At 71.2% G+C, this 26,484-nt stretch carries 27 protein-coding genes; 22 read left to right on the top strand and 5 right to left on the bottom strand.

Annotation, left to right across the window (positions count from 1 at the left end; translation table 11 throughout):
- Window positions 1–165: 165 nt before the first annotated feature.
- Window positions 166–621, bottom strand: a complete 456-nt coding sequence (locus OG272_RS37565; RefSeq protein ID WP_326575727.1) for an indole-3-glycerol phosphate synthase — start codon at window positions 619–621, stop codon at window positions 166–168.
- Window positions 622–741: 120 nt separating this feature from the next.
- The gene (locus OG272_RS37560) at window positions 742–1,626 is read right to left on the bottom strand and encodes a pyrimidine reductase family protein (protein WP_405895570.1); all 885 of its coding nucleotides are present in this window, start codon (window positions 1,624–1,626) and stop codon (window positions 742–744) included.
- On the opposite strand from OG272_RS37560, the gene zapE reads away from it, so the two are divergent.
- The 11 genes from zapE to OG272_RS37505 all read left to right on the top strand — a co-directional run bounded on the left by zapE (window position 1,625) and on the right by OG272_RS37505 (window position 11,684).
- Entirely contained in the window at window positions 1,625–2,770 is a 1,146-nt protein-coding gene (gene zapE, locus OG272_RS37555) for a cell division protein ZapE (RefSeq protein ID WP_405895569.1), read from the top strand. The two genes, OG272_RS37560 and zapE, sit on opposite strands and share 2 nt — an antisense overlap.
- A gap of 712 nt (window positions 2,771–3,482) precedes the next feature.
- Window positions 3,483–4,061 (top strand): carbonic anhydrase, encoded by a 579-nt coding sequence (locus OG272_RS37550; RefSeq protein ID WP_327727366.1) that lies wholly within the window; start codon window positions 3,483–3,485, stop codon window positions 4,059–4,061.
- Window positions 4,062–4,081: 20 nt separating this feature from the next.
- Window positions 4,082–5,605 (top strand): SulP family inorganic anion transporter, encoded by a 1,524-nt coding sequence (locus tag OG272_RS37545; RefSeq protein WP_326575734.1) that lies wholly within the window; start codon window positions 4,082–4,084, stop codon window positions 5,603–5,605.
- A 189-nt stretch (window positions 5,606–5,794) separates the two neighbouring features.
- Window positions 5,795–6,631, top strand: a complete 837-nt coding sequence (locus OG272_RS37540; RefSeq protein WP_326575736.1) for a slipin family protein — start codon at window positions 5,795–5,797, stop codon at window positions 6,629–6,631.
- A 114-nt stretch (window positions 6,632–6,745) separates the two neighbouring features.
- Window positions 6,746–8,131 carry an alkaline phosphatase PhoX gene (locus OG272_RS37535; RefSeq protein WP_326585577.1) on the top strand — a complete coding sequence of 462 codons (1,386 nt, stop codon included), beginning with the start codon at window positions 6,746–6,748 and terminating at the stop codon, window positions 8,129–8,131.
- Window positions 8,132–8,280: 149 nt separating this feature from the next.
- Window positions 8,281–8,748, top strand: a complete 468-nt coding sequence (locus tag OG272_RS37530; protein ID WP_327727367.1) for a hypothetical protein — start codon at window positions 8,281–8,283, stop codon at window positions 8,746–8,748.
- A complete protein-coding gene (locus OG272_RS37525) occupies window positions 8,733–9,356 on the top strand; it encodes a hypothetical protein (RefSeq protein WP_327727368.1) in 624 nt (207 codons plus the stop codon). The genes OG272_RS37530 and OG272_RS37525 overlap by 16 nt, the downstream gene beginning before the upstream one ends.
- Window positions 9,357–9,485: 129 nt before the next feature.
- Window positions 9,486–10,307 (top strand): helix-turn-helix domain-containing protein, encoded by an 822-nt coding sequence (locus tag OG272_RS37520; protein WP_405895568.1) that lies wholly within the window; start codon window positions 9,486–9,488, stop codon window positions 10,305–10,307.
- Window positions 10,304–10,516, top strand: coding sequence for a DUF397 domain-containing protein (locus OG272_RS37515; RefSeq protein WP_327727370.1), 213 nt, complete (start codon window positions 10,304–10,306; stop codon window positions 10,514–10,516). The genes OG272_RS37520 and OG272_RS37515 overlap by 4 nt, the downstream gene beginning before the upstream one ends.
- 39 nt (window positions 10,517–10,555) lie before the next feature.
- Window positions 10,556–11,434 carry a polysaccharide deacetylase family protein gene (locus OG272_RS37510; protein ID WP_327727371.1) on the top strand — a complete coding sequence of 293 codons (879 nt, stop codon included), beginning with the start codon at window positions 10,556–10,558 and terminating at the stop codon, window positions 11,432–11,434.
- Window positions 11,435–11,468: 34 nt separating this feature from the next.
- A complete protein-coding gene (locus tag OG272_RS37505) occupies window positions 11,469–11,684 on the top strand; it encodes a hypothetical protein (RefSeq protein ID WP_326575747.1) in 216 nt (71 codons plus the stop codon).
- 16 nt (window positions 11,685–11,700) lie between these two features.
- On the opposite strand, the gene OG272_RS37500 is transcribed toward OG272_RS37505, so the two are convergent.
- Both OG272_RS37500 and OG272_RS37495 read right to left on the bottom strand, forming a co-directional pair.
- Window positions 11,701–12,372, bottom strand: coding sequence for an ABC transporter (locus tag OG272_RS37500; RefSeq protein WP_327727372.1), 672 nt, complete (start codon window positions 12,370–12,372; stop codon window positions 11,701–11,703).
- Window positions 12,372–13,298: an ABC transporter ATP-binding protein gene (locus tag OG272_RS37495; protein ID WP_327727373.1), complete on the bottom strand. Its 927-nt coding sequence runs from the start codon at window positions 13,296–13,298 to the stop codon at window positions 12,372–12,374. Before OG272_RS37495 ends, OG272_RS37500 begins: the two co-directional genes overlap by 1 nt.
- 70 nt (window positions 13,299–13,368) lie before the next feature.
- Between OG272_RS37495 and OG272_RS37490 the strand changes: the two genes are divergently transcribed.
- From OG272_RS37490 to OG272_RS37450, 9 genes are all read left to right on the top strand, one after another.
- The gene (locus tag OG272_RS37490; protein ID WP_326575753.1) at window positions 13,369–14,115 is read left to right on the top strand and encodes a peptidyl-tRNA hydrolase; all 747 of its coding nucleotides are present in this window, start codon (window positions 13,369–13,371) and stop codon (window positions 14,113–14,115) included.
- A 94-nt stretch (window positions 14,116–14,209) separates the two neighbouring features.
- On the top strand, window positions 14,210–14,839 hold the full coding sequence (locus tag OG272_RS37485; protein ID WP_327727374.1) for a hypothetical protein: 630 nt from the start codon (window positions 14,210–14,212) through the stop codon (window positions 14,837–14,839).
- Between the two features lie 28 nt (window positions 14,840–14,867).
- Window positions 14,868–15,374 carry a hypothetical protein gene (locus OG272_RS37480; RefSeq protein WP_327727375.1) on the top strand — a complete coding sequence of 169 codons (507 nt, stop codon included), beginning with the start codon at window positions 14,868–14,870 and terminating at the stop codon, window positions 15,372–15,374.
- A gap of 15 nt (window positions 15,375–15,389) precedes the next feature.
- A complete protein-coding gene (locus OG272_RS37475; protein ID WP_327727376.1) occupies window positions 15,390–18,137 on the top strand; it encodes a M48 family metalloprotease in 2,748 nt (915 codons plus the stop codon).
- Window positions 18,138–18,222: 85 nt separating this feature from the next.
- The gene (locus tag OG272_RS37470) at window positions 18,223–18,831 is read left to right on the top strand and encodes a DUF4142 domain-containing protein (protein ID WP_327727377.1); all 609 of its coding nucleotides are present in this window, start codon (window positions 18,223–18,225) and stop codon (window positions 18,829–18,831) included.
- Between the two features lie 114 nt (window positions 18,832–18,945).
- Window positions 18,946–19,752, top strand: a complete 807-nt coding sequence (locus OG272_RS37465; protein WP_326575763.1) for a DUF4142 domain-containing protein — start codon at window positions 18,946–18,948, stop codon at window positions 19,750–19,752.
- A gap of 174 nt (window positions 19,753–19,926) precedes the next feature.
- Entirely contained in the window at window positions 19,927–21,249 is a 1,323-nt protein-coding gene (locus tag OG272_RS37460) for a DUF692 domain-containing protein (protein ID WP_405895567.1), read from the top strand.
- A gap of 251 nt (window positions 21,250–21,500) precedes the next feature.
- Window positions 21,501–22,304, top strand: a complete 804-nt coding sequence (locus tag OG272_RS37455; RefSeq protein ID WP_326575767.1) for a DUF4142 domain-containing protein — start codon at window positions 21,501–21,503, stop codon at window positions 22,302–22,304.
- A gap of 154 nt (window positions 22,305–22,458) precedes the next feature.
- Window positions 22,459–23,544: an IS630 family transposase gene (locus tag OG272_RS37450; protein ID WP_327727379.1), complete on the top strand. Its 1,086-nt coding sequence runs from the start codon at window positions 22,459–22,461 to the stop codon at window positions 23,542–23,544.
- Here OG272_RS37450 and OG272_RS37445 read toward each other — a convergent pair.
- Window positions 23,541–23,735 carry a hypothetical protein gene (locus tag OG272_RS37445; protein WP_327727380.1) on the bottom strand — a complete coding sequence of 65 codons (195 nt, stop codon included), beginning with the start codon at window positions 23,733–23,735 and terminating at the stop codon, window positions 23,541–23,543. The genes OG272_RS37450 and OG272_RS37445 overlap by 4 nt on opposite strands.
- A gap of 185 nt (window positions 23,736–23,920) precedes the next feature.
- Here OG272_RS37445 and OG272_RS37440 point away from each other — a divergent pair, with 185 nt between their 5' ends.
- Window positions 23,921–24,688 (top strand): TIGR04222 domain-containing membrane protein, encoded by a 768-nt coding sequence (locus tag OG272_RS37440; RefSeq protein ID WP_405895566.1) that lies wholly within the window; start codon window positions 23,921–23,923, stop codon window positions 24,686–24,688.
- Window positions 24,689–24,846: 158 nt separating this feature from the next.
- Entirely contained in the window at window positions 24,847–26,433 is a 1,587-nt protein-coding gene (locus OG272_RS37435) for an alpha/beta hydrolase (RefSeq protein ID WP_327727382.1), read from the top strand.
- The last annotated feature ends 51 nt before the right edge of the window (window positions 26,434–26,484 follow it).

Genomic DNA, 26,484 nt, shown 5'->3' with positions numbered 1-26,484 from the left:
CGATCCACGCCTCACAGCAGGCGCGCCCCCACCCTAGCCACACACCAGGGCGCCCATGTAGCCGTGGGCCAGGGGCCGCGCCCTCCGGGGGCGCGGGGAACCGCGCGACAAGCCACGACGCACCCGCACCCGGCGCAACACAGCAGCCCCTACGGCGCCCCTCCCTCAAGCCCGACTGTGGGAGAACAACTTCAACACCGGCACCCCCACCTTGTGCCGAGCCCGAGAGGCCCAGTCCCGGTGGAAGAACTCCTCCACATAGTGGGGATCGGTCAGCACCAGCACCTCATCGGCCCCGACCTCCTCCACCAGCGACTTCAACGCGTCCAGCGGATGGTCCTCGATCAACCGCCCCTCCGCGGTGCTCCCCGCCACCCGCAGCGCCTGCAGCGACACCTCCAGAGCCCGCTCCCCGGCGTCCCGCGCCTGCTCCCCCTCCGGCGTCTCCCCTTCCCGCGCCGCCTCGTCCAGCTCGCCGAGGGCGAGGTCGTCGATGGCCCGCAGCAACCGGTCGGCCTGATTGCCGCGCGGCTGGAGCAGCACATGGAAGGAGGCCCGCTCGTCGCCGTGCAGGGTCGTGACGAACTCCACGTCCGCGGACGTCAGAGCCTTCTCGATCATCAATACGCTCGTGAACGACACCACAGGCGCCCTTCTCCTCGGAGGGCCCTCGGGCCCTCACTCCTCAGGGTTCTAGTGTGCCCGGCGAACGCTAAACGGAACGGTGGATTCCGCCCGCTTTCACGTACGACGGTAGCGACCGAACAGGAACCCGGCCTCCTCCAGCAGGGACGCCAGTGCGAAGCGCTTGGGCACCGGCACGGAGGGGCCCCCGGCGATCCGCTGGGCGTCCCCCGCCGTGAGCATCGGCGCCACGGTCAGACACAGCTCGTCCAGCACCTCGGCGGCGATCAGCTGGCCCAGGAGCCGGGGTCCGCCCTCGCTGAGCAGCCGGGTCAGCCCCAGGTCGGCGAGGGCCCGTACGGCCCGGGCGGGGTCGACGCCCATGCCGTCCCCGGCGACCACCACCCGGACACCGGCCTTCTCGGCGGTGGCGACCCGGTCGGGGGCCGCGGCGGCCCCGGTCAGCAGGATGGTGGGGACCGACGGCGCGCTGAACAAAGGCAGCGAGAAGTCCAGATCCAGACTCGCGCTCACCACGGCGACGGCGGGCGCCGGTGTCTGTCCGGCCGCCCGGCGCGCCTGCGCGAACGCCTCGCGCGCGCGTGCGGGGCGGTAGCCCTCCTGACGTACCGTCTCCGCGCCGACGATCACCACGTCCGCGAGCCCTCGCAGCGTGCCGAAGATCCGCATGTCGGCGTCGCTGGAGATCGGCTGCGAACGCCCGCCGTGCTGGGCCGCGCCGTCGAGCGTCGACACCATGTTGGCCCGCAGCCAGGGCTCCCGCCCGCCCGGCGCGGGTTCGGGATAGGCATACGCCGCGGCCAGTTCGTCGAGACTCCACTCCCGGTCGACGGGATCCGGCCCGCCGGCCGCACTCAGCCCCTCGCTCTCGCCCGACGTTCGCACCTCGGCCGCCTTCGCATCACCGGCCGCCTTCGCATCACCGGTCGCCTCCGGTGTCCGGGCCGCTGTCTCTTCGGTCACAGGGAACAGGCGTCGCATGTCGTGCAGTGTGGCACGACCCTTAAACTCGGTAACCGTGTCGTCGTCCTCAGCCACCGTGTCCGGAATCGGCCCGATACCCGAAGCGGCCCCCTCGTCCCTGTGCGCCCGTGAGCCACACGTCCCCGCGGACCGGCTCGTCGCCGAGATGGTGCCGCCACCCCGCTTCGACTCGGTCCGCTTCGCCACGTACCTCCCGGACCCGAACCAGCCCAGCCAGACCGAGGCCGTCCGCGTCCTGAGCGGCTTCGCGGCGGGCCTCGGCGGGGCGCACGCGACCGGCGCGGGCAGGCGCGGCTTCCTCGGCTTCGGCAGGGCGAAGGCCGCCAAGGTCCCCGCCGGCCCCCGCGGTGTCTACCTGGACGGCGGGTACGGCGTCGGCAAGACCCACCTCCTGGCCTCCCTCTGGCACGCCACCCCGGCCGAACCCTCCCTCAAGGCCTTCGGCACCTTCGTGGAGCTGACGAACCTGGTCGGCGCCCTCGGCTTCCAGAAGACGGTGCAGACCCTCTCCGGGCACCGCCTGCTGTGCATCGACGAGTTCGAGCTGGACGACCCGGGCGACACGGTCCTGGTGTCGACCCTGCTCGGCAAGCTCGTCGACGCGGGCGTGGCGCTGGCCGCCACCTCGAACACGCTGCCGGGCAAGCTCGGTGAGGGCCGGTTCGCGTCGGTCGACTTCCTGCGCGAGATCCAGGGCCTCTCGGCCCACTTCCGCTCCCTGCGCATCGACGGCGAGGACTACCGCCACCGCGGCCTGCCCGAGGCACCGGCGCCGTACTCCGACGAGGAGGTCACCAAGGCGGCGTACGCCACCGACGGCGCCTCGCTCGACGACTTCCCGCACCTGCTGGACCACCTCGCACGGGTCCACCCCAGCCGGTACGGCGCCCTCACGGACGGCCTGAAGGCGGTCTGCCTGACCGACGTCAAGCCGGTCCCGGACCAGTCCACGGCCCTGCGGCTCGTCGTGCTCGCCGACCGGCTGTACGACCGCGAGGTGCCCGTGCTCGCCTCGGGGCTGCCCTTCGACCAGTTGTTCAGCGAGGAGATGCTGAACGGCGGCTACCGCAAGAAGTACTTCCGCGCCATCTCGCGCCTCACCGCCCTCGCGCGCGACGCCCAGCGACTCCTGGAGCACTGAGCCCACAGGCACCGGCCGTAGGCCGCTCCACGGGAACTCCCCCAGGTCAAGGGTCGATTCCGGCCAACCCGACCTCGCTTTTCAGGCTCTCTTCAGCTTGCAACGTTAAGTTAACCCTGCAAACAACTTTGCAGGGTTAACGTGTTTCTTGACCAGTGGTTGACCATCGGTTGACCAAGTCGAGCAACTGTTGATGCGTGGGAGACACCGAGAACTGCCCGTGGGGAGGCTCATATTGCGAGGTACGACGACCCGGACCGCCATGTCGGCCCTAGCCGCCGTCCTGCTCACCCTCATATTCTTCGCTCCCACGACTTCCTTCGCAGCCGCGCACACGCTGGGCCATGTCAAGGCCAAAGCCGAGCCCGGAAACCTCCTCACAGCGAAGCCGGTGCGTGACAAGGCCGTCACCATCCGCACGTGCGCACCCTCACAGGACCCGACCGGTCCTCGCCGCGCACGCGACCGGCATCGCGTGGTCACCCACACCGTTCCCGGGGCGCACGCGCGTCCGTCGCTGGGGGAGAACCCGGCGGCCGCGAGCGAACCCGAACGGCCCTCGACACCGCACCACCGGACGTCGAGACCCGTCACGGCCCACACCCCGGCCGTTCTCCAGGTCTTCCGCTGCTGAGCGGCGGAGCCCGTTCCCCCCACTCTGTCGTGCAAGCCCGACGCGCCACCGAGGCGCGCCAGGAGGAGTCACCACATCATGCAGCCCCTCATCGACAACGCCCGTACGTTCGGACAGCGCCCTGAGGAGTTCGCCAGGCTGGCCGAAGGCCAGTCCCCCGAGGTCCTGTTCATCACCTGCTCCGACTCACGGGTCGTCCCGGCCCTGATCACGGGCGCCCGGCCCGGCGAGCTCTTCGAGCTGCGCACCGCCGGCAACATCGTCCCCCCGTACGCCCCGGACCGCCCCACGGGCGAGACGGCCACCATCGAGTACGCCGTGGAGGTCCTCGGCGTCACCGACATCGTGGTCTGCGGACACTCGCACTGCGGCGCAGTCGGCGCCCTCGTGCGCGGCGACGACCTGGACGCCGTACCCGCCGTACGCGACTGGCTGACCCACGCGACACCGCGCCCCGAAGGGGCGGTCGAGGATCCGACCGTCGCCGACGGCGTGCAGAACCACGTCCTCAGCCAGCTCCTGCGCCTGCGCTCCTACCCGTGCGTGGAGAAGCGCCTCGCGGACGGCCGGCTGCGGCTGCGCGGCTGGTACTACGAGGTCCACACCGGAGCCGTCCGCGAACACCGCGCGGACACCGACACGTTCGAAACCCTGTGAGCGGCGGCCAGGTGTCCGAGATGACGTCCCAGACCTCCATGACCTCCAAGTCCCCCCTCAACTCCAGGTTCCCCCACCTGCGTCAGGACTTCGGCGCCTCGCTCGTCGTGTTCCTGGTCGCCCTCCCGCTGTGCGTGGGCGTCGCCGTCGCCTCCGGTGTACCGGCCGAACTCGGCCTGGTCACCGGCATCGTGGGCGGCCTCGTCGCCGGTCTGATGCCCGGCAGCAGCCTGCAGGTCTCCGGCCCGGCGGCCGGTCTGACCGTGCTGGTCTTCGAGGCGGTCCGCCAGTTCGGGCTGCCCGCCCTCGGGGTGATCGTGCTCGCCGCCGGTCTGCTGCAACTCGCCATGGGCGCGCTGAAGCTGGGCCGCTGGTTCCGCGCGATCTCCGTGTCCGTCGTCGAGGGCATGCTCGCCGGCATCGGCCTCGTGATCATCGCGGGCCAGCTGTACGCGGCGGCCGGCCTGAAGGCCCCCGCCTCCGGCATCGACAAGATCGCGGGTCTGCCCGGCGCCGTCGTCGACGCCCTGGGCAGCACCGCCGCGCTCGCCTCGCTCGCGGTCGGCGCGGGCACCATCGCCGTGATGGTGCTGTGGAAGCGCCTGCCGAAGAAGGTCCAGCTGGTCCCCGGCGCGCTCGCCGCGGTGCTCCTGGCCACCCTCGCCTCCCTGGCCTTCCGCCTCCCGGTGGCGAACGTCGAGGTGAAGGGCCTGCTGGACGTCATCCAGCCCCCCGGCCTGGATGCCTTCGGCGAGCTGGCGAACGTGGCGATCCTCGGCACGATCCTCGCCTTCACCCTCATCGCCTCCGCCGAGAGCCTGTTCAGCGCGGCGGCCGTGGACCGGATGCACGACGGTCCGCGCACCGAGTACGACAAGGAGCTTATGGCCCAGGGCGCCGGCAACACCGTGTGCGGGCTGCTGGGCGCGCTGCCGATGACCGCGGTGATCGTGCGCAGCTCCGCCAACCTCCAGGCCGGCGCGAAGACGAAGGCGTCCCGGGTCCTGCACGGCGTCTGGCTGCTGCTCTTCGTGGCCCTGCTGCCGGGCGCCCTCGCCCTGATCCCGCTCCCCGCCCTGGCCGGCATCCTCGTCCACGCGGGCTGGAAGCTGATCCCGTTCCGCGAGGTCGTCTCCCTCTGGCGCACGCACCGGGGCGAGGCGCTGATCCTGATCGCCACGGCCGTGGCGATCGTCGCGGTCAACATGTTCGAGGGCGTACTGATCGGTCTGGCCCTCTCGGTGGCCAAGACCGCCTGGGAGGCCTCGCACATCAAGCTGGAGGTCATAGACAAGGGCGCCGGACCGGTCCAGGCCTACCTCTCCGGCAACGCGACGTTCCTCCGCCTGCCGAAGATCCTCGACAACCTCGAGGCCCTCCCCCAGGACCGCCCTGTGGAACTCCACCTCACCGGCCTCCACCACCTCGACCACGCCTGCCGCACCGCCCTCGAGAACTGGGCGTCCCGGCACAGCGCGACGGGCACGGAACCGGTACGGATGACGGTCCCGGAACCCGAGAAGGTGACATCGGGAACGTCCTGACCCCGATGTGGAAACCCGGCGCCCCGGTCTTCGGACCGGGGCGTCCTCGCGTCACCCCGCACAGGTGGGGCGCGGCGGTACCTGGCGGCGCCGAGTCGCGTGCTCCTCCCCGACGGCATTCGCCCATCTCCCCGTCCCCGGCATATCGTGGAATTCCCGGTGATACGGGACGGCTCGAAGGGGGTCGTCATGGTCGAAGAGCTGGTCATAGCCGCCGCGGCGGTCGGCTCCGCCGCCGCCGTGTACGTCGCGGCCGCGGCCCGAGTCGTCAAACAGTACGAACGGGGCGTGGTCTTCCGTCTGGGCCGCCTGCGCGGCGAGCCCAGAACCCCCGGTTTCACCATGGTCGTCCCCGGCATCGACCACATCCGCAAGGTCAACATGCAGATCGTGACGATGCCCGTCCCGGCCCAGGAGGGCATCACCCGCGACAACGTCACCGTCCGCGTCGACGCGGTCGTCTACTTCAAGGTCGTCGACGCGTCGAACGCGGTCGTGCGGGTCGAGGACTACCGCTTCGCCGTCTCCCAGATGGCGCAGACCTCCCTGCGCTCGATCATCGGCAAGAGCGATCTCGACGACCTCCTCTCCAACCGCGAGAAGCTCAACCAGGGCCTGGAGCTGATGATCGACAGCCCCGCCGTGGAGTGGGGCGTCACCATCGACCGCGTCGAGATCAAGGACGTGTCCCTCCCCGACACCATGAAGCGCTCCATGGCCCGGCAGGCCGAGGCCGACCGCGAACGCCGCGCCCGCATCATCAACGCGGACGCGGAGCTGCAGGCGTCGAGGAAGCTCGCGGAAGCCGCCAAGGAGATGTCCGAGCAGCCCGCCGCCCTCCAACTCCGCCTGCTGCAGACCGTGGTGGCGGTGGCCGCCGAGAAGAACTCCACCCTCGTCCTGCCCTTCCCGGTGGAACTGCTCCGCTTCCTGGAACGAGCCCAGGCGGGACCGCCGGACACCGCACCTCCGCGGCCCCACCCGTCTCCCCCGCCCCCTCCCTCCCCACCCCCTCCGACCGAGTGACACGGAGCCGACTCCTCCGTCTCCCTCTCTGCGCGTGGTTCACGTGGCCGTGACCGCGTGATACACACAGGCGGGTCACATCCTGTCCGCCAACAGGAAGGTATTCCCGTGTCAGTGACCCGCCGTCAGGCCTTGGCCCGCTCCGGCGCCCTGGGCGCAGGCATCGCAGGCATCTCGTTCACCGGAGCCCTGTCCGAACTCTTCGCGGGCACGGCCGCCGCGCAGAGCGGCCTCGGCCACTCCGGCTACGGCCCCCTGATCCCCGACCCGAACGGCCTGCTCGACCTGCCGAAAGGTTTCCGCTATCAGGTCCTGTCCCGAGAGGGAGACCCCCTCCGCTCCGGCGAGGGCCAGGTACCCAGCAACCACGACGGAATGTCCGCCTTCCCCGGCAGACGCGGTGGTGCTCGCGTCGTGCACCTCGTCCGCAACCACGAGAACCGCCACACCGGCCGTATCCCGGTCCCCGCGGTCGAGGGTCTCACCTACGACCCGATGGCCAAGGGCGGCTGTACGTCCCTGACGCTCGACGCCCGCGGCAAGGTCCTCTCGGAACGCGTCGCCATCGCCGGCACCGCCGTCAACTGCGCGGGCGGCCCCACCCCTTGGGGCACCTGGCTGACCTGCGAGGAGAACGAGGACAAGGCCGGCACCAACGGCTACACCAAGGACCACGGCTTCATCTTCGAGGTCGACGCGGCCGATCCGCGCCGCTCGGGAGCCGTACCGCTGACGGCGATGGGCCGCTTCCAGCACGAGGCGATCGCCGTCGACCCGAAGCGCGGAGTGGTCTACGAGACGGAGGACGCCTTCGAGCGCCCCTTCGGCCTCTTCTACCGCTTCCTCCCCGACAAGCCCAAGGGCGGCCTCGGTTCACTGCGCGCGGGCGGCCGCCTCCAGGCGATGCGCGTCCCGGGCGTACCCGACCTCTCCCCCATCCAGGACCCCGGAGCGTGCTTCGAGGGGATCGAATGGGTCGACGTCCCCGACCCCCTGGCCACCCAGACCGCCATCCGCCACCAGGATTTCGGCCCCAAGGGCATCACCCACGCGCAGAAACTGGAGGGCTGCTACTGGGGCGGCCGCTGCGTCTACTTCGTCTCCTCCTTCGCCCGCAGCGCGGACGGCTCCGCCGCCGACCACTACGGCCAGATCTGGCGCTACGACCCCGACCACCGCACCCTCACCCTGGTGATCGCCTTCGGCCCCGACACCGACCTCCAGCTCCCCGGCGAATCCCCCGACAACATCTGCCTCGCCCCCACCGGCGGCCTCATGGTCTGCGAGGACGGCAACGGCGCGCAACACGTCTACGGCGTCACCCGAAAGGGCGCCGTCTACGCCATGGCCCGCAACGCCCAGAACATCGGCACCCCGGACGAGCCGGAGTGGGGCGAGTTCGCAGGCGTCACCTTCTCCCCCGACGGCGACACGATGTACGTCAACTGCTACGCCCCGGGGACGACGTTCGCGGTGACGGGGCCGTGGCGTCGCTCATGACCGCCTGACCCCTGCGATCGTGGGCGCGGACAGACCGATCGGCCGAGCGGTCACCGCGCCCACCGGCAGGGAGCAACGGAGTCCGGCAGGCCACGAGGGCTCCCCAAAGGACAATAGGCAAGAAATCATCAAAATGTCATGCTCGCAGCATGAAACGGACCGCCACGCTGGCATGCGCCGTACTCACCACCACGACACTCCTGTCCGGCTCCGCGCAGGCGATGCCCGCCCCGGTGAAGCCGAACCCCTGGGACAAGCGCGTCCATTGCACGGCGACGGACCCCGACGGGCGCAAGATAGTCACCCGCATGGGCAACTCGGCCTTCGGCTGGAAGCACTTCACCTACCGCCACAACATCCGCGTCTGTAAGATCCTGACCGCCGCCATCAAGGGCAAGGTCGACCACAACGACCACCACGGTCGACTGGAGTACGACGGCGTCGCCATCCGCACCGGCAGCCAGCCGCAGCAGGTCCGCTTCAAGGTCATCGTCCAGTACTCGCGCTACACCAAGGACAAGAAGTACGACGCCGGCAAGGGTCAGAAGATCGGTGTCATCAACGCCTACTGTCGCAACCAGCCCAACAACAAGTGCCCCGCATGGATGAACAAGTGACGCACTCCGAGGACCGGGAGCAGCAGGCGGCGGTCAGTCGTCTGCTGCTGTACTACCTGAACGCGCCCCTCTCCGCAGGCTGCCGCCTGCTCGGTGTGCTGCCCGCCCTGGGCGCCGTACGGATCGCCGTCCACGCCGGTGACGACGCGGACGGCATCACCTTCCTCTACGAGATCCCCCACGACGTCGTGGCCCCCGCGTACATCCCCGGCATCCTGCGCACCACCCTGGCCGGAACCCAGCTCTACAGCAGCGACGACATCGGTGACGTCATGGGGATGACGCTGATCCGCCTCCACCCGGAGCGGATCACCCCCGCCCCCGAGTCCGAACCGGACCGGGCCCTCGGCGTCCTGCGCGCCCTGTCGGACCCCGGCGACGACGAGGACCCCTTTCTGATCGGCTTCCTGATGCGGGGCGAGGGCCTGCTGCGGCTGTACGTGCGGCACCCCGACGGCACGGGTGTCATCGGCGCCGACATCCGTCTCACCGACGCCCTCACCGCCCTCATCGCCTCACTCCCCTCGCTCGTGGAGGAAGAACAACGGCACCGGCCCAGCCCCGACGACCCGCACTGCGATCTCCTGGTGGACCTCACCGACTGGTAGAGGTGGTGTGCGGCGAGCATGTACGGCACCGGGTCGTACATGCGTGTTCGATGGACAGTACGCGTAACCGTTCGTGACTCTGGGTGAGTTGATCGTGGGGAGATCCGACTCACCCGGAGGTGGCCGAGCATGAGCGTCGACTGGGAACCCGACCCGTCCGACAGCCTGAAGACGTTCGGGGCGTTCGTGCAGGCACTACGGGAGCATCACGGACATATGCGGGAGCAGTTCGCACCACTGGTGCGGTTCAGCGTCCATACGGTCGCCTCGATCGAGCTGGGGCGGCGGATGGCGGACGAGGTGTTCGTGGAGCGGGCGGATCAGGTGTTGGGGGGCACGGGGGCGCTGTTGAGGGCGGCGAAGCACGTGTCGCGACAGCCAGGGCTCGCGTCGTGGTTCCGCCGGTGGGCGCAGTTGGAGCGGCATGCGGTGAGCCTCTGCACGTACGAGTGCCGGTTGATCCCAGGGCTGTTGCAGACGGAGACGTACGCGCGGGATCTGTTCAACAACCGTGTTCCGCCGCTGTCCGACACCGAGTTGGAAAGCAGGCTGACGGCCCGCACGGACAGGCAGCGGCTGCTCCGGGAACGGCCGCACACGACCTTCGACTTCGTCATCGAGGAGGCCGTCTTCATGCGGCGACTGGGTGGGCGGGAGGCCACCCGCAGCCTCTTCGATCATGTGCTGGCTGTTTGCGAACTCCGCCAGGTCACCCTTCAGATCATGCCTGCCGACAGCGAGCACCACGCGGGCCTGGCCGGTCCCATCCGCCTGCTCGAAACGCCGGACTGCAAGCGGTACGCGTACTCCGAGGGGCAGGAGACCGGCCGCCTGATCGCTGACCAGAAAGACGTCGCCGCACTCTCGATGCGCTATGCGAGACTGCGTTCACAGGCCCTCTCCCCACAGGACTCCATGGGCCTGTTGGAGCGAATGCGAGGAGCGCTATGAGCACCGCTGAACCGGTCTGGTTCAAGAGCAGCTACAGCAGCGATCAGGGCGACGACTGCGTCGAAGTCGCCACCCTCCCCTCCACCATCCACGTCCGCGACTCCAAGCTCCCCGTCAGCCCCGAGCTGACCCTCTCCCCCGCCGCCTGGACGCCCTTCATCGGCCAGGCGGGTGACTTCGGGCCGGACTCCCTGCCATCCCGCAGCTGAACTGACTATCCGCTGATCCCACCGCCGTACTTTCGTACGGTGATCAGTCCTGTACGAAGCATCACCGCGCTCTGCGCACTCGGCGCACTCGGCGCCGCCCTCGCCGCCTGCGGCACTCCGCACGCCTCGACGCGCATCGTCAACGCCACCGCCAGCCCCTCGGCCGCGTCGGTGCCCCGGCCGCCCACGCTCGCGCCGGGCCCGGCCGGGCTGACGCCGGTGTTCGAGCACGGCCTCCGGAGCCGCACCGACAAGACCGTGGCGCTCACCTTCGACGCGGACATGACCGCGGATCAGGGGGACAGGGCCGCCGCGGGTGAACGGTTCGACAATCCGCAGCTGATCGCCGCGCTGCGACAGCTGAAGGTTCCGGCCACGGTGTTCATGACGGGGCGGTGGGTCGAGGAGTATCCGATCCAGGCGCGGTCCATCGGGCGGGACCCGCTGTTCGAGGTCGCGAACCACTCGTACAGCCACCACGCCTTCACCGAGAACTGCTATGGCCTCCCGACCATGGCCCCGGAGCGCATGCGGGCGGACTTGGAGCGGGCCTATCGGGTCTTCCGTGAAGCGGGGGTCCTGGACCCCATGCCGTACTTCCGGTTTCCCGGCGGCTGCTACGACGGCCGCGCGCTGCGGCGGCTGAGCGCGTCCGGGGTGACGGCGGTGCAGTGGGACGTGCCGAGCGGGGACGCGTTCGCGACGGACGCGGACGACGTGGTGCGGGACGTGCTCGACGGAGTGCGGCCGGGATCCGTCGTGGTCATGCACTGCACGCGCAGTGCCGCGCCGGTCACGGAGAGGGCCGTACGGAAGATCGTGCCGGCGCTCCGGGCACGCGGGTTCCGGTTCGTGAAGGTGTCGGAGCTGGTCGGGACCACGGCGGCGACGGCAGCGAGGGCGGCGGCAGCACGCTGAGCCGGCCCCCGCGCGGTCGCTCTACGCTGGACATATGAGCGATTACCGCGGATCCGAACCGACGACGGCGGAACCGTCCCCGGCCGCTGGACCGTCCCCGACCGCGGCGCGGACCACGGCCGACGGCCCGCCCTTCGCCGACTGTGTGCTGTGCCAGAAGCCCACCGAGTACCCGGAGTCCCACAAGGGGATCACCCTGTGCCCGGTGTGCGCATGGCGGGAGGCCGAACGGACCGCCTGCTCCGGCTGAAGCGCCGGCCGCCCGTTCAGGCGGAGCGGCGGGTCGTCAGGGCGCAGGCCACGGCGGTGGCGGCGGCCGTGAGGAGCCCGGCCGCGATCAGCGGCAGGACCGGGACCGGGATCGTCGCGTGCCGCGAGCCGTCGACCAGGGCCGTGACCGCCGCCCGGGCCGGGGAACCGGCCACCACCAGGGCCAGCAGCGCGCCGAGCAGGAGGGCGGGGACGGCCCGGCCCGGCGAGCGCAGCAGCGGCCAGTTCGTGAGCGCGCCGACGGCCGTGCCGAGGAGGGCGCAGACGAGCACGGCCAACAGGCCGGCGCCGCCCGCCGGGAGTGCCTCGACGCGCGTCTGATGGTCCGTGCTCGTGGGAGCGCTGATGATCGTGACAAGGACTGTGGCCGCCGTGCCGAGGAGCGCGGCCGCCGAGAACGCGACCAGGACGCAGGCCAGATGCGCCCGGCCCGGTCCGGCCGCCGCACCCGTACAACTGCGGGCGGCGGGCGGCTCGTTGGTGACGCAGATCCGCATCAGCCACGCGGCCACAGGCAGCAGCGCGGCGGCCGTGTAGCCGAGGGAGTCGAGCACGGGCTGTCCGCGCTGCACGCCGATGGCCAGGAACGCCGCGTACAGGATGACGGGCGGCAGCCAGCGCTGGGAGCGGACGAGGAGGGCTGCCTGGTAACGGAGGAGGGCGGTCATCAGGAGCTTTCCACTTCCAGTTCCAGTTCCTTTTCCAATTCCGGTTTCTGTTCCGGTTCCCGTTCCGGTTCGGCCAGGGCCGCGGGTTCCGGGCCCACGCTCACCACGTGCCACGGGGGCCGGGCCCCCAGCAACGCCCTGAGCAGCGTGTCCGAGACGGCCTGCGGGACGGTGAACCGGTGTGCCCCGGCGGCCGTTTCCTCGACGGACGTGGCCAACTTCCGCACCCCGTCGGGGATGTGGGCGCCCGCCGTCCCACGCCCCTCGACGACGACAGCGGCGGAGACGGGGACGGGGACAGTACGGAGGTTGAGGGCACCCCCCACCACCGCGTACGTCGCGTCCGGCGCCCCCGCCAGCCGCCGCGGGTCATGGTCGACGAACACCGCCGTCGCCCCGGCAGCGGTCCGCTCGGCCACCACCCGCTCCAACTCCTCACGGGCGTCGGTGTCCAGGCCGGTCCACGCCTCGTCGAGGACGAGCAACTCCGGTTCGGCGAGCAGGGCCTGGGCCACGGCGACCTTCTGGCTGCTGCCCTTGGAGAGCTCCGCCATCGGCGTACGGGCGTACTCGGCGGCCCCGAAGCGCTCCAGCCACTCGGCGGCGGCGCGGGCGGCGGCCGGTCGGTCCAGGCCGTGGACGGCACCGAGGTGGGTGAGGTACTCGGCGGCGGTGAACGGCAGTGCGGCGGGGAAGCGTTCGGGGACGTACGCCGTCCGCGGGCGCCCTGTCACCCGGCCCTCCGTGGGCGCGTCCAGCCCGGCGAGGACGCGGAGCAACGTGGACTTGCCGGTGCCGTTCGCGCCCTCCACCCGGATCAGGGCGCCGGGGGCGATCTCCAGGTCGACGCCGCGCAGCACCCAGGCGCCACGGAACCCGTAACGGCGGCCGACACCCTCCAGCCTCAGCGGTAACTGACGTTCCATGCCTCCATCCTCGTACAACCGAACGAGTACGTGTCGAGGGAACACATCTTTCGCCTGGCAGACTGGGCGGGTGACCACGAGCGACCCGACCCCCGACCCCGCCCGAGCCCCCACCGGCTCCCAGGACAGCCCCTTCCAGGACGAGCGGACTCCGCGCGACGACGCCCCGCAGTTCGTGCTGCCCCTGGTCGCGCGCATCGAGCGGGCCGCTCCCCCGGCGCGTACGGACGCGTTGGAGACGGCGGCGCGGGCCGTGCTGGTGATGCTGAGCGACCCGCGGTCGGTGGGCGACGGGGAGTGGGCCGAGGCGATGCGGAGCTGGCAGGACGCCCGGATCCGGAAGGTGGTCCGGCGGGCGCGCGGCGCGGAGTGGCGGCGGGCCGAGGCGCTGCCGGGGATCACCGTGGCGGGCAAGTCGGCCGAGGTGCGCGTCTTCCCGCCGGTCCCGCTCGACGGCTGGCCCAAGGACCTGGCCCGTCTCCAGGTCTCCGGCACGGACCTCGACGACCCGGAACCGCCAGCCGGTCCCGACCCCGCCGCCCCGGTCCTGTGGCTGAACCCCGAGGTCGACATGTCGGCGGGCAAGGCGATGGCCCAGGCCGGTCACGGCGCCCAGCTCGCCTGGTGGGACCTCGACGGCGCGGCCCGCGCCGCCTGGCGGGACGCGGGCTTCCCGCTCGCCGTCCGCACCGCCGCCCCCGCCCACTGGCGGGACCTCACCACCGCCGGCCTCCCCGTCGTCCGCGACGCGGGATTCACGGAGGTCGCCCCGGGCTCCTGCACGGTGGTCGCGGACCACACCGCGTTGCGTTCTTGACCCACCATCCGCCCCGATTACACGACTTTCAGATCACAAGCCTGCACCGAACGAAAGCAGACGGAAATATTCCGACCGCTTTGGTCGATGAGGTGTGAGCGTCAAGCCGAGTGGAATAGAAACCGGGCATCGTCATCATTCCGCCCGCAACGGGCTTGATGCATCGGGGGGCGTCATCAGCATTTCCTTGTTCCGGAGTTCGGCGATTTCGGCACTGCTCGCTCTGCTACTCGCACTCCTGCTCGGCGGATGCGGTAACGACGGTTCGTCCGGCGGTGATTCCGGGGACGACGATTCAGGATCATCGGTCGGCGAGACCGTGGAGTCCACGGATCCGATCCAGAGCGACGAGCCGACGGAAAGCGTTCCCGAAGAGGAGGAAGAGGGGGAAGAAGAGGTCGAACCCCCTCCCGAGGAAGAATCCATCACCGGCCAGGTGCCCGAGGAACTGGTGGGTGAGTGGGACGGGGACGGAGAGGGCTCCGCCCGGGTCGACAAGATCACCTTCTTCGGCGACGGGACCGTGAGTCTGCTGTACAACAACCGCCAGGTACTGGAAGGACCGGCGGTCGTGGAGGACTCACGGATGACCCTCTACGTCCCCGGTGGGCCGATCATCTACGAGAGCTGGTACATCGAGCGACCCGACATCGGAAACGAATACGGCTACGCATTCGAGTCCCTCATGCTGGACGGCGTGAGTTACGTACGCCAGATCAGTTGATCCGCATTCACGAAAAGAAGGGGCGGCCATGAGTGATCGGTTCACGGCGGTGGATGAAGATCTGGTGCGTGAAGTGACCCGCATCGTGGTTTCCGAAGTCGCACCCCAGGAGATGGTCCTCTTCGGAATGAACAGCCGGGCCTATTTCCGCGACCCCGTGGGAACGCTGAAAGCGGCGGCAGGTGACGGCGGCGGGTCGAAGGAGAGCATGCTGGGCGCCGGCGGCGCCGAGGTCGTCGTCCTGCTCACTCCCTTCGCCCTCGCGATGGTGCAGGGCGCACTCTCCTCGTTCGTCGGAGCGTTCGCCGCGAACCTCGCCGACGGCAGCGGCACCGCCGTACGGACATGGCTCGGAGGCCTGTTCGGACGGGGCGACGGCGAGGCCGACGCCGAGACGGACGGCGTGCTGACACCCGACCAGGTGGAGTGGCTGCGCGAGGAGGCGTACCGCACTCTGTTGAGGGCCGAACTCAGGGAGACGCAGGCCCGGTTGCTGGCGGACGCCCTGGCGGGCGCGGCCCGCGTCCGCCGGTGACCTGCCGGAGGCCTGGTGTCGTCCGCCCCGCCCGACCCGTTCGCGCTGCCCAGCGGCGCCAAGTTCCGCTTGGCCCTCGTCGTCACCGCTCTGCTGGGGACGACGGCCTTCATCCACAACCTGCTCTATTTCACGTTCTCGCCCGACGGTGACCGGGCCGTCGCGGTCTACCAGCGGTGCGCGGCGGCCCCGGAGGGTCAGCCACCCGCGACGGACCCCCTCTCCTACACCCGAGGCTTCCTGTCCTGCATCGCCCCGTACGAGCGGGAGAAGGCGTGGTGGGTGCTCGGCGGGATCCTGCTGCTGGCGTCGACGGCGGCGGCGATCTACGTCCTGCTGCCCTGGTTCCTGACGCGTCACAGGCGGTTGGAGCCCCTGTCACCTCATGACCCCGACCAGGCCCCGCTGCTGGCGCTGCTGCACGCCCTGTGCCGCGAGGCGGGCCTGCCCCGGCCCCCGGAGTTCTGGGTGAGTGGCATGGACGACCGCAAGGTGGACGCGTTCACCTTCGGCCGGAGCGGCCGGTACCGCGTGGCGCTGGCCCAGGGCACGGTGGCCTCCTTCGGCCTCGCCCCGCAGCGTGCCCGTGCCGTCGTCCTGCACGAACTGGCGCACCTGCGGAACAAGGACGTCGACGTCACCTACCTCACTGTCGCCCTGGCCCTGGCCTTCGTCCCCACCGGACTGCTGCCGCTCGCCGTCGCGCTGATCGGCACACCGGCCCACAGCGTCCTGTCGGTGACCTGGCGTGCCCTGGTGCTGGTGGCCCTCGTCCGGGTGACCTGCGTGTCCGTGTTGCGGATGCGTGAGTACGGCGCCGATGTGCGGGCGGCCGTCTGGGGCGCGGGGCCGGGGCTGCTGGACGTGCTCGGTACCGCGCGCGGTAGGCCCGTTCCCTGGTGGCGCCGCGGGCCGCTGGCCGTGCACCCGTCCGCGGCCGCGCGGGCCGCCGAGATCGTGCGGCCGCAGGAGTTGTTCCGGCTCCGCTTCACCGAGTGCTTCGCCGCCGGTCTGGCCGTCTCGGTCGCCGCGAGCGGACTGCTCACCCTTCTGTGGCTCGTGCTCAACCGGCTCGACGCCCTCGACGCGCGCTGGACGGTCGTGCTGCTGTGCGTCCCCGCCGCCCTCGCCGTGATCGGACTGGGTGTCTGGCGCGCCGCCCTGTTCGGCGGTGGCACCCGGGTGGTCCTCCTGCCGGCGCTGGGCCTCGGTCTCGGGCTGGTCGTCGGCGTGCCGCTCGCACCCCAGAGCGGCATCGTCCTGACGGACCGACCCCTCGTTCCGGGACCGGCGGCAGTGGTGTGGTCCCTCGCGCTGTGCGCGCTCATGGTGGCGCTGTCGGCGTGGCTCTCCCGGTCGGCGGCGCTCTGGCACGCCACCGGGGAGCGCCCACCGAGAAGGGCGTGGCAAGCCGGGCTGCTCGCCGCCGCGCTTCCGTTCGCGGTGCTCCTGAGCGGATGGATGCTGCTGTACGACGCCGGCGACGCACTGGGCCCCGTCCACGACTCCGCCCGGGAGTTGTACGCCCTCGCCGACGCCTCCGCACCGGTGGGTCCCTACTGGCTGTGGGCCCTCGTCGAACACCCGCTGACACTCCGGTTCGCCCAGTGGACCCCGCTCGTCATGGCCATGGCCGCGGTGTGGCTGCTCCCGGTCGCCGCACCGTGGCGCCGCCGGCCTTCGTACGACACCGGGTGGGCTCGGCATGTGCTGCTGACGAGCACCGCCACAGCCGCCGCTTTCGCGTGGTTCCAGCTCCTGGAACGGGTGCTGCTGCGTGAGGGCGTGAGCCAGGCGGTGCGCGGGCAGGACGGTTTCCTCCTCGCGTTCACGTACTGGCAGATCGGCGCCGCGATGCTGCTCCAGGGGATCGCCGCCGCCGTGACGGTCCGAGTACGCCGCCACGACCGGCTCGCGATTCCGTTCGCCCTGCTGACCGCCTTTCTCACCGGCTCCCTGCTGACGGTGGTGTTCTTCGCCGGGGTCCTCCTGGCCGGCTGCGCCGACGCACTCGCCATCGTTCCGAGCCGGTGCGCGCTGGACCTTCCGCCGTCCCTGATCCGCGACACGCTGCTGCGGATTCTGACCGGCGGGTTCCTCTGCGCACTCGCGGGCGCGGCGGCCTCCCGCGCCCTGTCCCACCTCCGGGACGAACGTCCCCCCGGCGCGCCACTTCTCCGCGCACCGCACGTACGACCCACGCCGTCGGTGCCGTCGGTGCCGTCGGCCCCGCTTGTCCCGCCGGCACCGGCCGTACCACCGCCCCTCTCCCTGTCGGCCGTTCCTCCGCGGTCCCCTCACCCACGTCCGGCACTGCTCGACCGGCACCTCACCATCGCTCTGGCCTGTGTCCCGGCGGCTCTCGTCGTGGCATTCGCGCTCATCGTCGGCCCCCTCGGACAGGCATCCGGCGCCGATGCCACCGGCGCGTCCTCGGCGGCGGCCTGCCGGAAGTTCGACGAGTTCCTCGGAGCCACGGGCTCCCTGAGCCCGGCCGAGGCCAACAGCCGGCTCTTCGAAGCGGTACAGCTCGCCCTGCAGGCGGGCGACACCCCACTCGCCACCGCTTTCCAGGGGCTGTTCGCCGCCGCCCGGGACGGGGATGCCGAGCGGTTCGGCGCCCTGACCGACACCATCGCCGACCGGTGCGCCGCGGAGGGGGCCCCTCTGGAGAGCCTTGCCCAGCGAACGGGTCACCGACCGGCGCCTGTCGCGTCCCGTCCGCCCGAGCCGGCCGTCCTCAGCCGGTTCAAAGGTCGTTGAACAACACCGGCACCCCGCACGTACTTCCCGGTACTGGCCAAGTAACTGCCCCAACGACCAGTTGGCATCATCCGGGAGGATCACTTTGCGGCGTCTCAACGGCTCGCTCATCGCCAGCCTTGCCCTCGTCGTCACCGTCGGCGCGCTGGCGTTCCCCGTATGGTCCTACGCCGACCGCTCGGGCACCGCCCAGGCCAACATGGCCTCCAGCACGGTGAACACCCAGTGGGGGCCGCTGACGGCCGCCGACCGGGACCTGATCGTCCGTGTCCGTCTCGCGGGACTGTGGGAGCTGCCTGCCGCCGAGCAGGCCATGCAGCGGTCGAAGAGCCCGGAGGTCAAGGAAGCCGCGGACCACCTGATCGTGGGCCACAAGGACCTCGACGAGCGGACGCGGGCCGTGGCGTCCCAGCTGGGCGTCGAGCTGCCGAACGTGCCGAACGCGCAGCAGCAGGGCTGGCTGCAGCAGATGAGCAACGCCACGGACGACCAGTACGACCGGGTGTGGGCCAACCTGCTGCGCTCCGCCCACGGCAAGATCTTCCCGACCATCGGGGCGATCCGGAACCAGACAGAGAACACCCTGGTGCGCCAGCTGGCCTCGGACACCAACCAGACCGTGCTCGACCACATCACGTTCCTGGAGAAGACCGGCCAGGTCGACTTCGACGCGATCGCCAACGGCACGATCTGACGCGGCCCCGGGCCCGGCCCCGAACGGGACCCCGACCCGACACACAGCGGCACCTCCGCACCCCAAGCAACAGTCAGTCCCCAACGATCAGTTGGTTTCCTCCGGGAGGCTCATTTGCGACGCTCCAAGGGCTCTGTCCTCGTCGCCCTGGCGATCGCCGGCACGCTCACCGCGGTCGCCTACCCCATCTTCTACTCGTACCCCAACCGCAACGCGACGGCCGCGGCCGCGCTCACCGGTGACACGGTGACCACGCAGTGGGGGCCGCTCACCCCCGCCGACCGCGACCTGCTCATCCGTGTGCGGCTGGCAGGTCTGTGGGAGCTGCCGGCCGGGCAGCAGGCGCTGGAGCGCAGCGGCAGCCAGGCCGTCAGGGAGGCCGCCGACCACCTGATCGTGGGCCACTCCGACCTCGACAAGCGGTCGCGGGTCATCGCGGCGAAGCTGGGCGTCGAGCTGCCGAACCAGCCGACGGCGGAGCAGCAGGGCTGGCTGGACCAGATGACCGCCAGCAAGACCGAGGCCGAGTACAACAAGACCTGGGCGAACCTGCTGCGGGCCGCCCACGGCAAGATCTTCCCGGCGATCGCCACCGTGCGGAACTCCACCCGCAACACGCTGATCCGCCAGCTGGCCTCCGACGCCAACCAGACCGTGCTGGACCACATCACGATCCTGGAGGGCACCGGCGTGGTCGACTTCGCGACCATCGCCGACAACTCGGTCAGCGGTACCGCCAGCCCGACCGGCCCGCCGCCGCCCGTCCCCGGTCAGCTGCCGCCCGCCGCGCCCCCCGCCGAGCCGTCCACCAACCCGGACGTGAAGTCGACGCCGTCGCCCTTCCAGTCGGGGCAGGTCCCCACCGGCCGTCCGGACCCGGAGGAGATCAACAAGGACCAGGGGCAGCCGCAGGTCCAGTAGAACGCTCGAACAGAAAGCTCAAATGTTGCTCTGAAGGTCCCCTCCACGGGGTTCGGCCCCGGCCGCCGGGGCCATGACTCCGTCACGCCGGAACACAGGTCCGCCGTAAGGAGACGCGGCTCGACGAGACGCAGTCCTGGTGCGGCCGTGGCCGACGTGACCGAGGAGGGGACGATGGAGCAGATCGCACAGTTGGGGACGGGGATCGGCTGGCGGCCGGAGATCGCCGACGCCATCGAGCGCATGGCCGGGTCGGGGGGCGGTGTCGACTGGGTCGAGGTCGTCGCCGAGAACGTCTGTCCCGGCCACATCGCCGAGTCGCTGCTGCGGCTGCGCGAGCGGGGCGTCACGGTCGTGCCGCACGGCGTCTCCCTCGGTCTCGGCGGCGCCGACCGCCCCGACGAGCAGCGCCTGCGCTCCCTCGCCGAGCGCGTGGAGGCACTGGGCGCCCCCCTCGTCACGGAGCACATCGCGTTCGTCCGGGCGGGGGGCGCCCTCACCGCGTCGCCGCAGCTGGAGGCCGGGCATCTGCTGCCGGTGCCGCGCACCCGGGACGCCCTGGACGTGTTGTGCGAGAACGTCCGCATCGCCCAGGACGCGCTGCCCGTGCCGCTCGCCCTGGAGAACATCGCGGCCCTCATCAACTGGCCGGGCGAGGAGATGACCGAGGGGCAGTTCCTCTACGACCTCGTCGACCGCACCGGCGTCCGGCTCCTCATCGACGTGGCGAACCTCCACACCAACCACGTCAACCGGGGCGAGGACCCCGCGAAGGCACTCGACGAGCTGCCGGTCGAGGCCATCGCGTACGTCCATGTCGCGGGCGGCTTCGAGCGGGACGGGGTCTGGCACGACAGCCACGCCCACCCAGTCCCCCAGCAGGTCCTCGACGTCCTCGCCGACCTCACCTCCCGCGTGACCCCGCCGGGCGTCCTCCTGGAGCGCGACGAAAACTTCCCCGAGCCGGGCGAGCTGGAGCGGGAGCTGGGCGCGATCCGGGGGGTGCTGGAGAAGGCCGAGGTGCGGAGCCCCGGCAGGAAGGCGCCCGCGGCCGAGTCGACTGCCGTCGAGGAGGCCGAGCCCGTCGCCCGGCAGCGGCTCGGGCTCGCGCAGGCCGCGCTGCTGTCCGCGCTGGTCGCGGGGACGCCGGTGCCCGAGGGGTTCGACCGGGTACGGCTCGGCGTGCAGGCGCGGGCCCTCGCCGCCAAGCGGGCGGACGTCGTGGCGAAGGTGGCGCCGGAGCTCCCGGAGATCCTCGGCTCGTCGTACCGGCCGGCCTTCGTGGCGTACGCGCAGGGCCACCCGATGACCGACGGCTACCGGCGCGACGCGCTCTCGTTCGCCGAGCACGTGCTGCTCACGGGCCGCCCCCACGACGCGGACGTCCTCCGCGAGGTACGCCGGTGGTGGCTGGAGCGCTCGGGTCCCGCCCCGCTCTCCCAGCGCCCGACGGCCCGGCTGGCCCGCGCGACCCGCAGGGTGCTGCTACGCCGCTGAGCCGGGGTGTTCACCCGCAGATGTGCTGCGATTAACAAACCCGTGCCCCTCACACGGGTTCACCGCCCCTTGTGACACGTTTCAGCGCCATTCATCCACCCCTTCGCGTACCCCATCCGACGCGCTTTGCCCCCTCCTCAACCGTTCCTCCGCATACGGCAGTTGGCGTAGACCGGGCAGTAACATACCGGTCCGTAGGCCAATCAGCACCCGTTGCGCACTAGCGTGCGGTGCCGCGAGCAGGAGGCACCATGCGAACCACCAACGGCAGAGGGGGACTGTTCAGTGGCACAGGACTCATCGTCGCCGGACTGACGGCGACGCTCATCGCGCTGGTCTTCCCGATCTGGTCCTACGCGGACCGCTCGGGCACCGACGTCAGCGTGCTCAACGCGTCCACCGTGACGACGCGGTACGGTCCCTTGTCCGCCCTGGACCGGGAGTTCGTCACCAAGGTCAGGCTGGCGGGGCTGTGGGAGCTGCCCGCCGGGCAGCAGGCCGAGACCAAGGGCACCACCGAGGCCGTACGGACCGCCGGGGAGCATCTCATCGAGGGGCACACCGTCCTCGACGCCCGCGTCCGCGACGTCGCCGCGCGCCTCGGCCTGCCCCTGCCCAATCAGCCGAGCGACCAGCAGAAGGCGTGGCTGGACACCCTGACGGCGGCGCAGGGCGCGAATTACGACCGCGAGTTCGCCAACATCCTGCGCCTGGCGCACGGCAAGGTCTTCTCCGTCGTCGCCCAGGTCCGCGCCACCACCCGCAACTCGCTGGTCCGCGGCCTCGCCGACGACGCCAACACCACCGTCCTCGACCACATCAAGGTCCTGGAGGCCACCGGGCTCGTCGACTACGACGCGATCGCCCGCGACACCCTCGCCGCGGGCGCCCCGGCCCCCACCGGCTCCCCGGCCACGTCCGGCCCGCTGAACGACCCCGGCTCCCCCGTCCCGGTGACCCCGTCACCCACACCGACCACCCCGGCCCCGGCCACGTCCGCACCCCGCTACACCCTGCCGCCGGCCGCCAACGGGCCAGTGGAGGACGACGGCTGAGAGCCACCCGCCGGACCTGCTGGTCACGCGCCATCCGGTCACGCATCACCTAGTGAGCTGGTCTTGAGTTCACGTCTCGCCACGTGAGTCGTGGTTCGTTTCAGATTTCGGCTTGGGCGGTGACAGCGGCTGGCGGTTGCGGTCTGCTGGTGGAATGGGGGACAGCAGGCTGCAACCGCTGGTGTTATCCGAGGACGAGCGGCTGGTGTTGCGGGGGTGGGCCAAACGGCGGACAACCGCGCAGGGCCTGGCCAAGCGGGCACGGATCGTGCTGGCCTGCGCGGACGGGCTGAACAACACCGCGGTGGCCGCGCGGCTGGACACCGATCGCGGGACCGTGAGCCGGTGGCGGACCAGATTTCTGCAACGCCGTCTCGATGGCCTGTCCGACGAGCCGCGTCCCGGCGTGCCCCGCACCATCACCGACGCCCAGGTGGAAGAGGTGGTGGTGCGCACGCTGGAAGAGGTGCCCGAAGGCGCCCCCCACTGGTCGAAGCGGGAGTTGGCCCGGCGGGTGGGGATCTCACCGACGAGTGTGCTGCGGATCTGGCGGGCCTTCGGGCTGCAGCCCTGGCGCACGGAGACCTTCAAGATCTCTCCGGACCCGCTGCTGATCGACAAGATCCGTGACGTGGTCGGACTGTATCTCGCCCCGCCGGCGAACGCGGCCGTATTCGCGGTCGACGAGAAACCGCAGATCCAGGCCCTGGAACGGACAGCTCCGGTAGTGCCGATGATCCCGGGCACCCCGGAGCGCCGCAGCTTCGACTACGTCCGGCACGGCACCGTGGACCTGTTCGCCGCCCTGAACACCGCCACCGGCAAGGTGATCGGCAAACTGTCCGCGCAGCACCGGGCCGTGGACTTCCGCGACTTCCTCGACGAGATCGACCGCCAGACCGATCCTGGCCTGGCGGTCCACGTGATCTGCGACAACCTCTCCGCCCACAAGGCACCGGTGGTGCACAAATGGCTGCTCGCGCACCCCCGGTTCGAGCTGCACTTCACGCCCACGTACTCGTCCTGGATCAACCAGGTCGAGCGGTGGTTCGCCGAACTGCAGCGGCGCTGCCTCGAACGCGGCGTGTTCTGCTCCCTCGACGAACTCAAGACCGCGCTCGAAGACTGGATCAAGACCTGGAACGAGGACGCCAGGCCGTTCAAGTGGACCAAGACAGCCGACCAGATCATCGACCGGATCTGCCGCTACTGCGACAGGATCTCCGGACCAGATCACTAGTCCGGCATCGCCACCACGACGTACACGCACGCGACGACCACGGCCGCGCAGACGACGACCGCGGCGATCAGCGCACAGCCGAGGGCCCCCAGCGTGCCGCCGATGGCCGACCAGCCGAACCGCGTCGCCCGCTCGGCCCGCCGGACCGCCTCCTGGTACTCGCTGTCGTCGTCCCAGCCGCGATCCGACATGATCACCCCCCGATCGGACCCTACAACGCGACAACTCGGCCGTCCCGCCGCTCGCGGGGCCTGGCCATTGCGGGGCCTGGCAATTGCGGGCCGCAAGGGCGAACAAACGGAAGAGACCGGGAACCTTCCCTCCGGATTAAGGACATCGCGCGCCACCGCCTCCGGCCGGCGCATACAAACACGCCATGCTCTGGGTCCTCTTCCTCCTCCTGGCCTGGGCCGCCGCCGGCGTGTCCTGTGCCCGACTGTGCCTGACCTCGCTGCGTGCGGCGGACGCCGACACCGACGTCCACGCGGACCACGCCCACCACTGCCACCGGCTGACGCTGTACGAGGCGGCGTTCCTGTCCGGCGGCCCGGCGCGCGTCGCCGACCTCACCCTCGTCTCCATGGCCCGCCGGCGCCGCCTCCTCCTCGCCCACACCGGCTGGGCGACGGTCGTGGACCCGGACGGGCGCGACGAGATGGAACGCTCGGTCATCGGCGCGATAGGCCCCGGCGGGCAGTCCCGGATAGCGTCCGTACGGCGGAGCGCCGCGACCGCGGACCCCGTACGCCGCCTGTCCGACCGGCTCGTCGCGGCGGGCCTGGCCGTGCCGGAGGCCGTGCGCACGAGCGTCGCCGACGCGGTCACCCAGGTACGGGGCGCCGCGCTGGGCGTGTGCGGGTTGGGGGCGCTGGCGTTGATGCTGCCCTCGCAGGGCTTCGAGGAGCACCGCGTGCTGGTCGCCTTGTGGTTCGCCTTGCCGCTGGTGCTGACGCTCAGCTGTCTCGTCATCGTGCGGGTCGAGGGGCAGCCGTGTACGCGGTGGGCGTCCGCGGAGGGGGTGCGGGTGTTGGGGGCCGTGGTGGAACGGGGCGGGGGTGACTCGGCGGACCTTGTCTCGGTGGCCGTCCGGGGGGTGGGGGCGGTGGAGTCCGCCGCGTTACGGGCGGCGTTCGGCCATCGATAGCGCCATCGGCGTGGGCGGGTCGCGGGCTGCGGTTCGTTCGTGCTGATCGCGCGACTCCCCCGCGCCCCGGAAGAACACACGGGCGGCCGGTGCTTTACATTTGCCCCTTCTCACACGAAACATCCTTTTGTCGCTGTCGTGCTTCGGAGGGATCCTCGATGCGAGCTGCCGTTCTCTACGGGACTGTCGCGGCGGTGGTGCTGAGCGGCCTCGCCGCGCCCCCGGCCGGGGGCGACACGCGGACGAGTGGGCCGGCCGAGCGGGCCGCGGCCGAAGGCATCCGGTTCGGGAAGTGTCCGGCGGTGGAGGGGCTGCCGGACGGGGTGCGGTGCGGGACGGTCGAGGTGCCGCTCGACTACGCGCGGCCCAACGGCGAGCAGATCTCGCTGACCGTCAGCCGGATCGAGGCCACGAGGAAGGACGCGAAGGGGAGGAAGGTCGCCCGGCAGGGGGCGCTCGTGTTCAATCCGGGCGGGCCCGGGGCCTCCGGGATGTTCTTTCCCCTCGTCGGCACCCTCCCGGACTGGAAGCGCGTCGGCGCCGCGTACGACCTGGTCGGGTACGCCCCGCGCGGGGTCGGGCGGTCGGCGCCGCTGTCCTGCCAGGACCCGAAGCTGCTGCGCCAGGGGCCCTCACCCGCGCCGACGCACCCGTCGGAGGCGTACAAGAAGGAGCGGATCGCACGGGCCAAGGCGTACGCGCGGGCGTGCGCGCAGCGGGGCGGGAGCGCGCTGCGGCACTACCACTCCCTCAACAACGCCCGTGACCTGGACGTCCTGCGTGCCGCGCTCGGCGAGCCGCGACTGACGTTCATGGGGGCGTCGTACGGGACGTACCTCGGGGCGCTGTACGCGGCGCTGTTCCCCTCGCACGTACGCCGGATGGTCTTCGACTCGGCGGTGAACCCGGACCCCGCACAGATCTGGTACCGCAACAACCTCGACCAGTCGGCCGCGTTCGAGGAACGCTGGGCGGACTTCCGGGCCTGGGTCGCCAAGCACCACCAGGTGTACGGGCTGGGCGACACCCCGGACAAGGTGCTGCGGAGTTACGAGCGGGCGGCGGCACGGCTGGCCACCCGGCCCGCCGGCGGCAAGGTCGGGCCGGGGCAGTTGCAGGGCGCGTTCCTGCAGGCCGCGTACTACGACGACTACTGGCCGCAGCGTGCCCTGGCGCTCTCCGCGTACCTGAAGGGCGACCCGAAGCCGCTGGCCCGGATCGCCGGTCCGTACCCGGAGGCGGCGGTCGAGCAGGAGAACACCCGCGCCGTCTACACGGCCGTGGAGTGCAACGACGGGCCCTGGCCGACGCGGTGGCGGGACTGGGACCGCGACAACACGCGGCTCGCGCGGACCGCGCCCTTCGAGACGTGGGACAACGTGTGGACGAACCTGCCGTGCGCGTACTGGGGCGGGCCGCGTCAGCAGCCGCTCGACGTGCGGACCGGGCCCGGTGAGCTGCCGCCCACGCTGATCCTCGCGGCCGAGCGGGACGCGGCCGCGCCCTATGAGGGAGCGATCGAACTGCACCGGCGGCTTTGGGGGTCGGTGCTGGTGACCGAGCGGGACGCCGGGAATCACGGGGTCTCGGGCGGGCCCAACAAGTGCGTCAACGGGTACCTGGAGGCGTACCTGTTGGAGGGGCGGGTGCCCGAGCGGAGGGCTGCCTGCGCGCCGCGGCCGGAACAGAAGCCCCACGCTCCGCGGGTCGGGGCCGCGGAGCGGCTGCGCGTCGGTCGTGGCTGATCGCGCCCGCGCGGCGGAGCCGCGTCGGTGACGGCCCCGCGCCTCTGACAG

Origin of the sequence: Streptomyces sp. NBC_00104, assembly GCF_045160825.1 — a bacterium.
Classification (GTDB): Bacteria; Actinomycetota; Actinomycetes; order Streptomycetales; family Streptomycetaceae; genus Streptomyces.
This window is presented reverse-complemented; position numbering and strand designations above follow the sequence as displayed.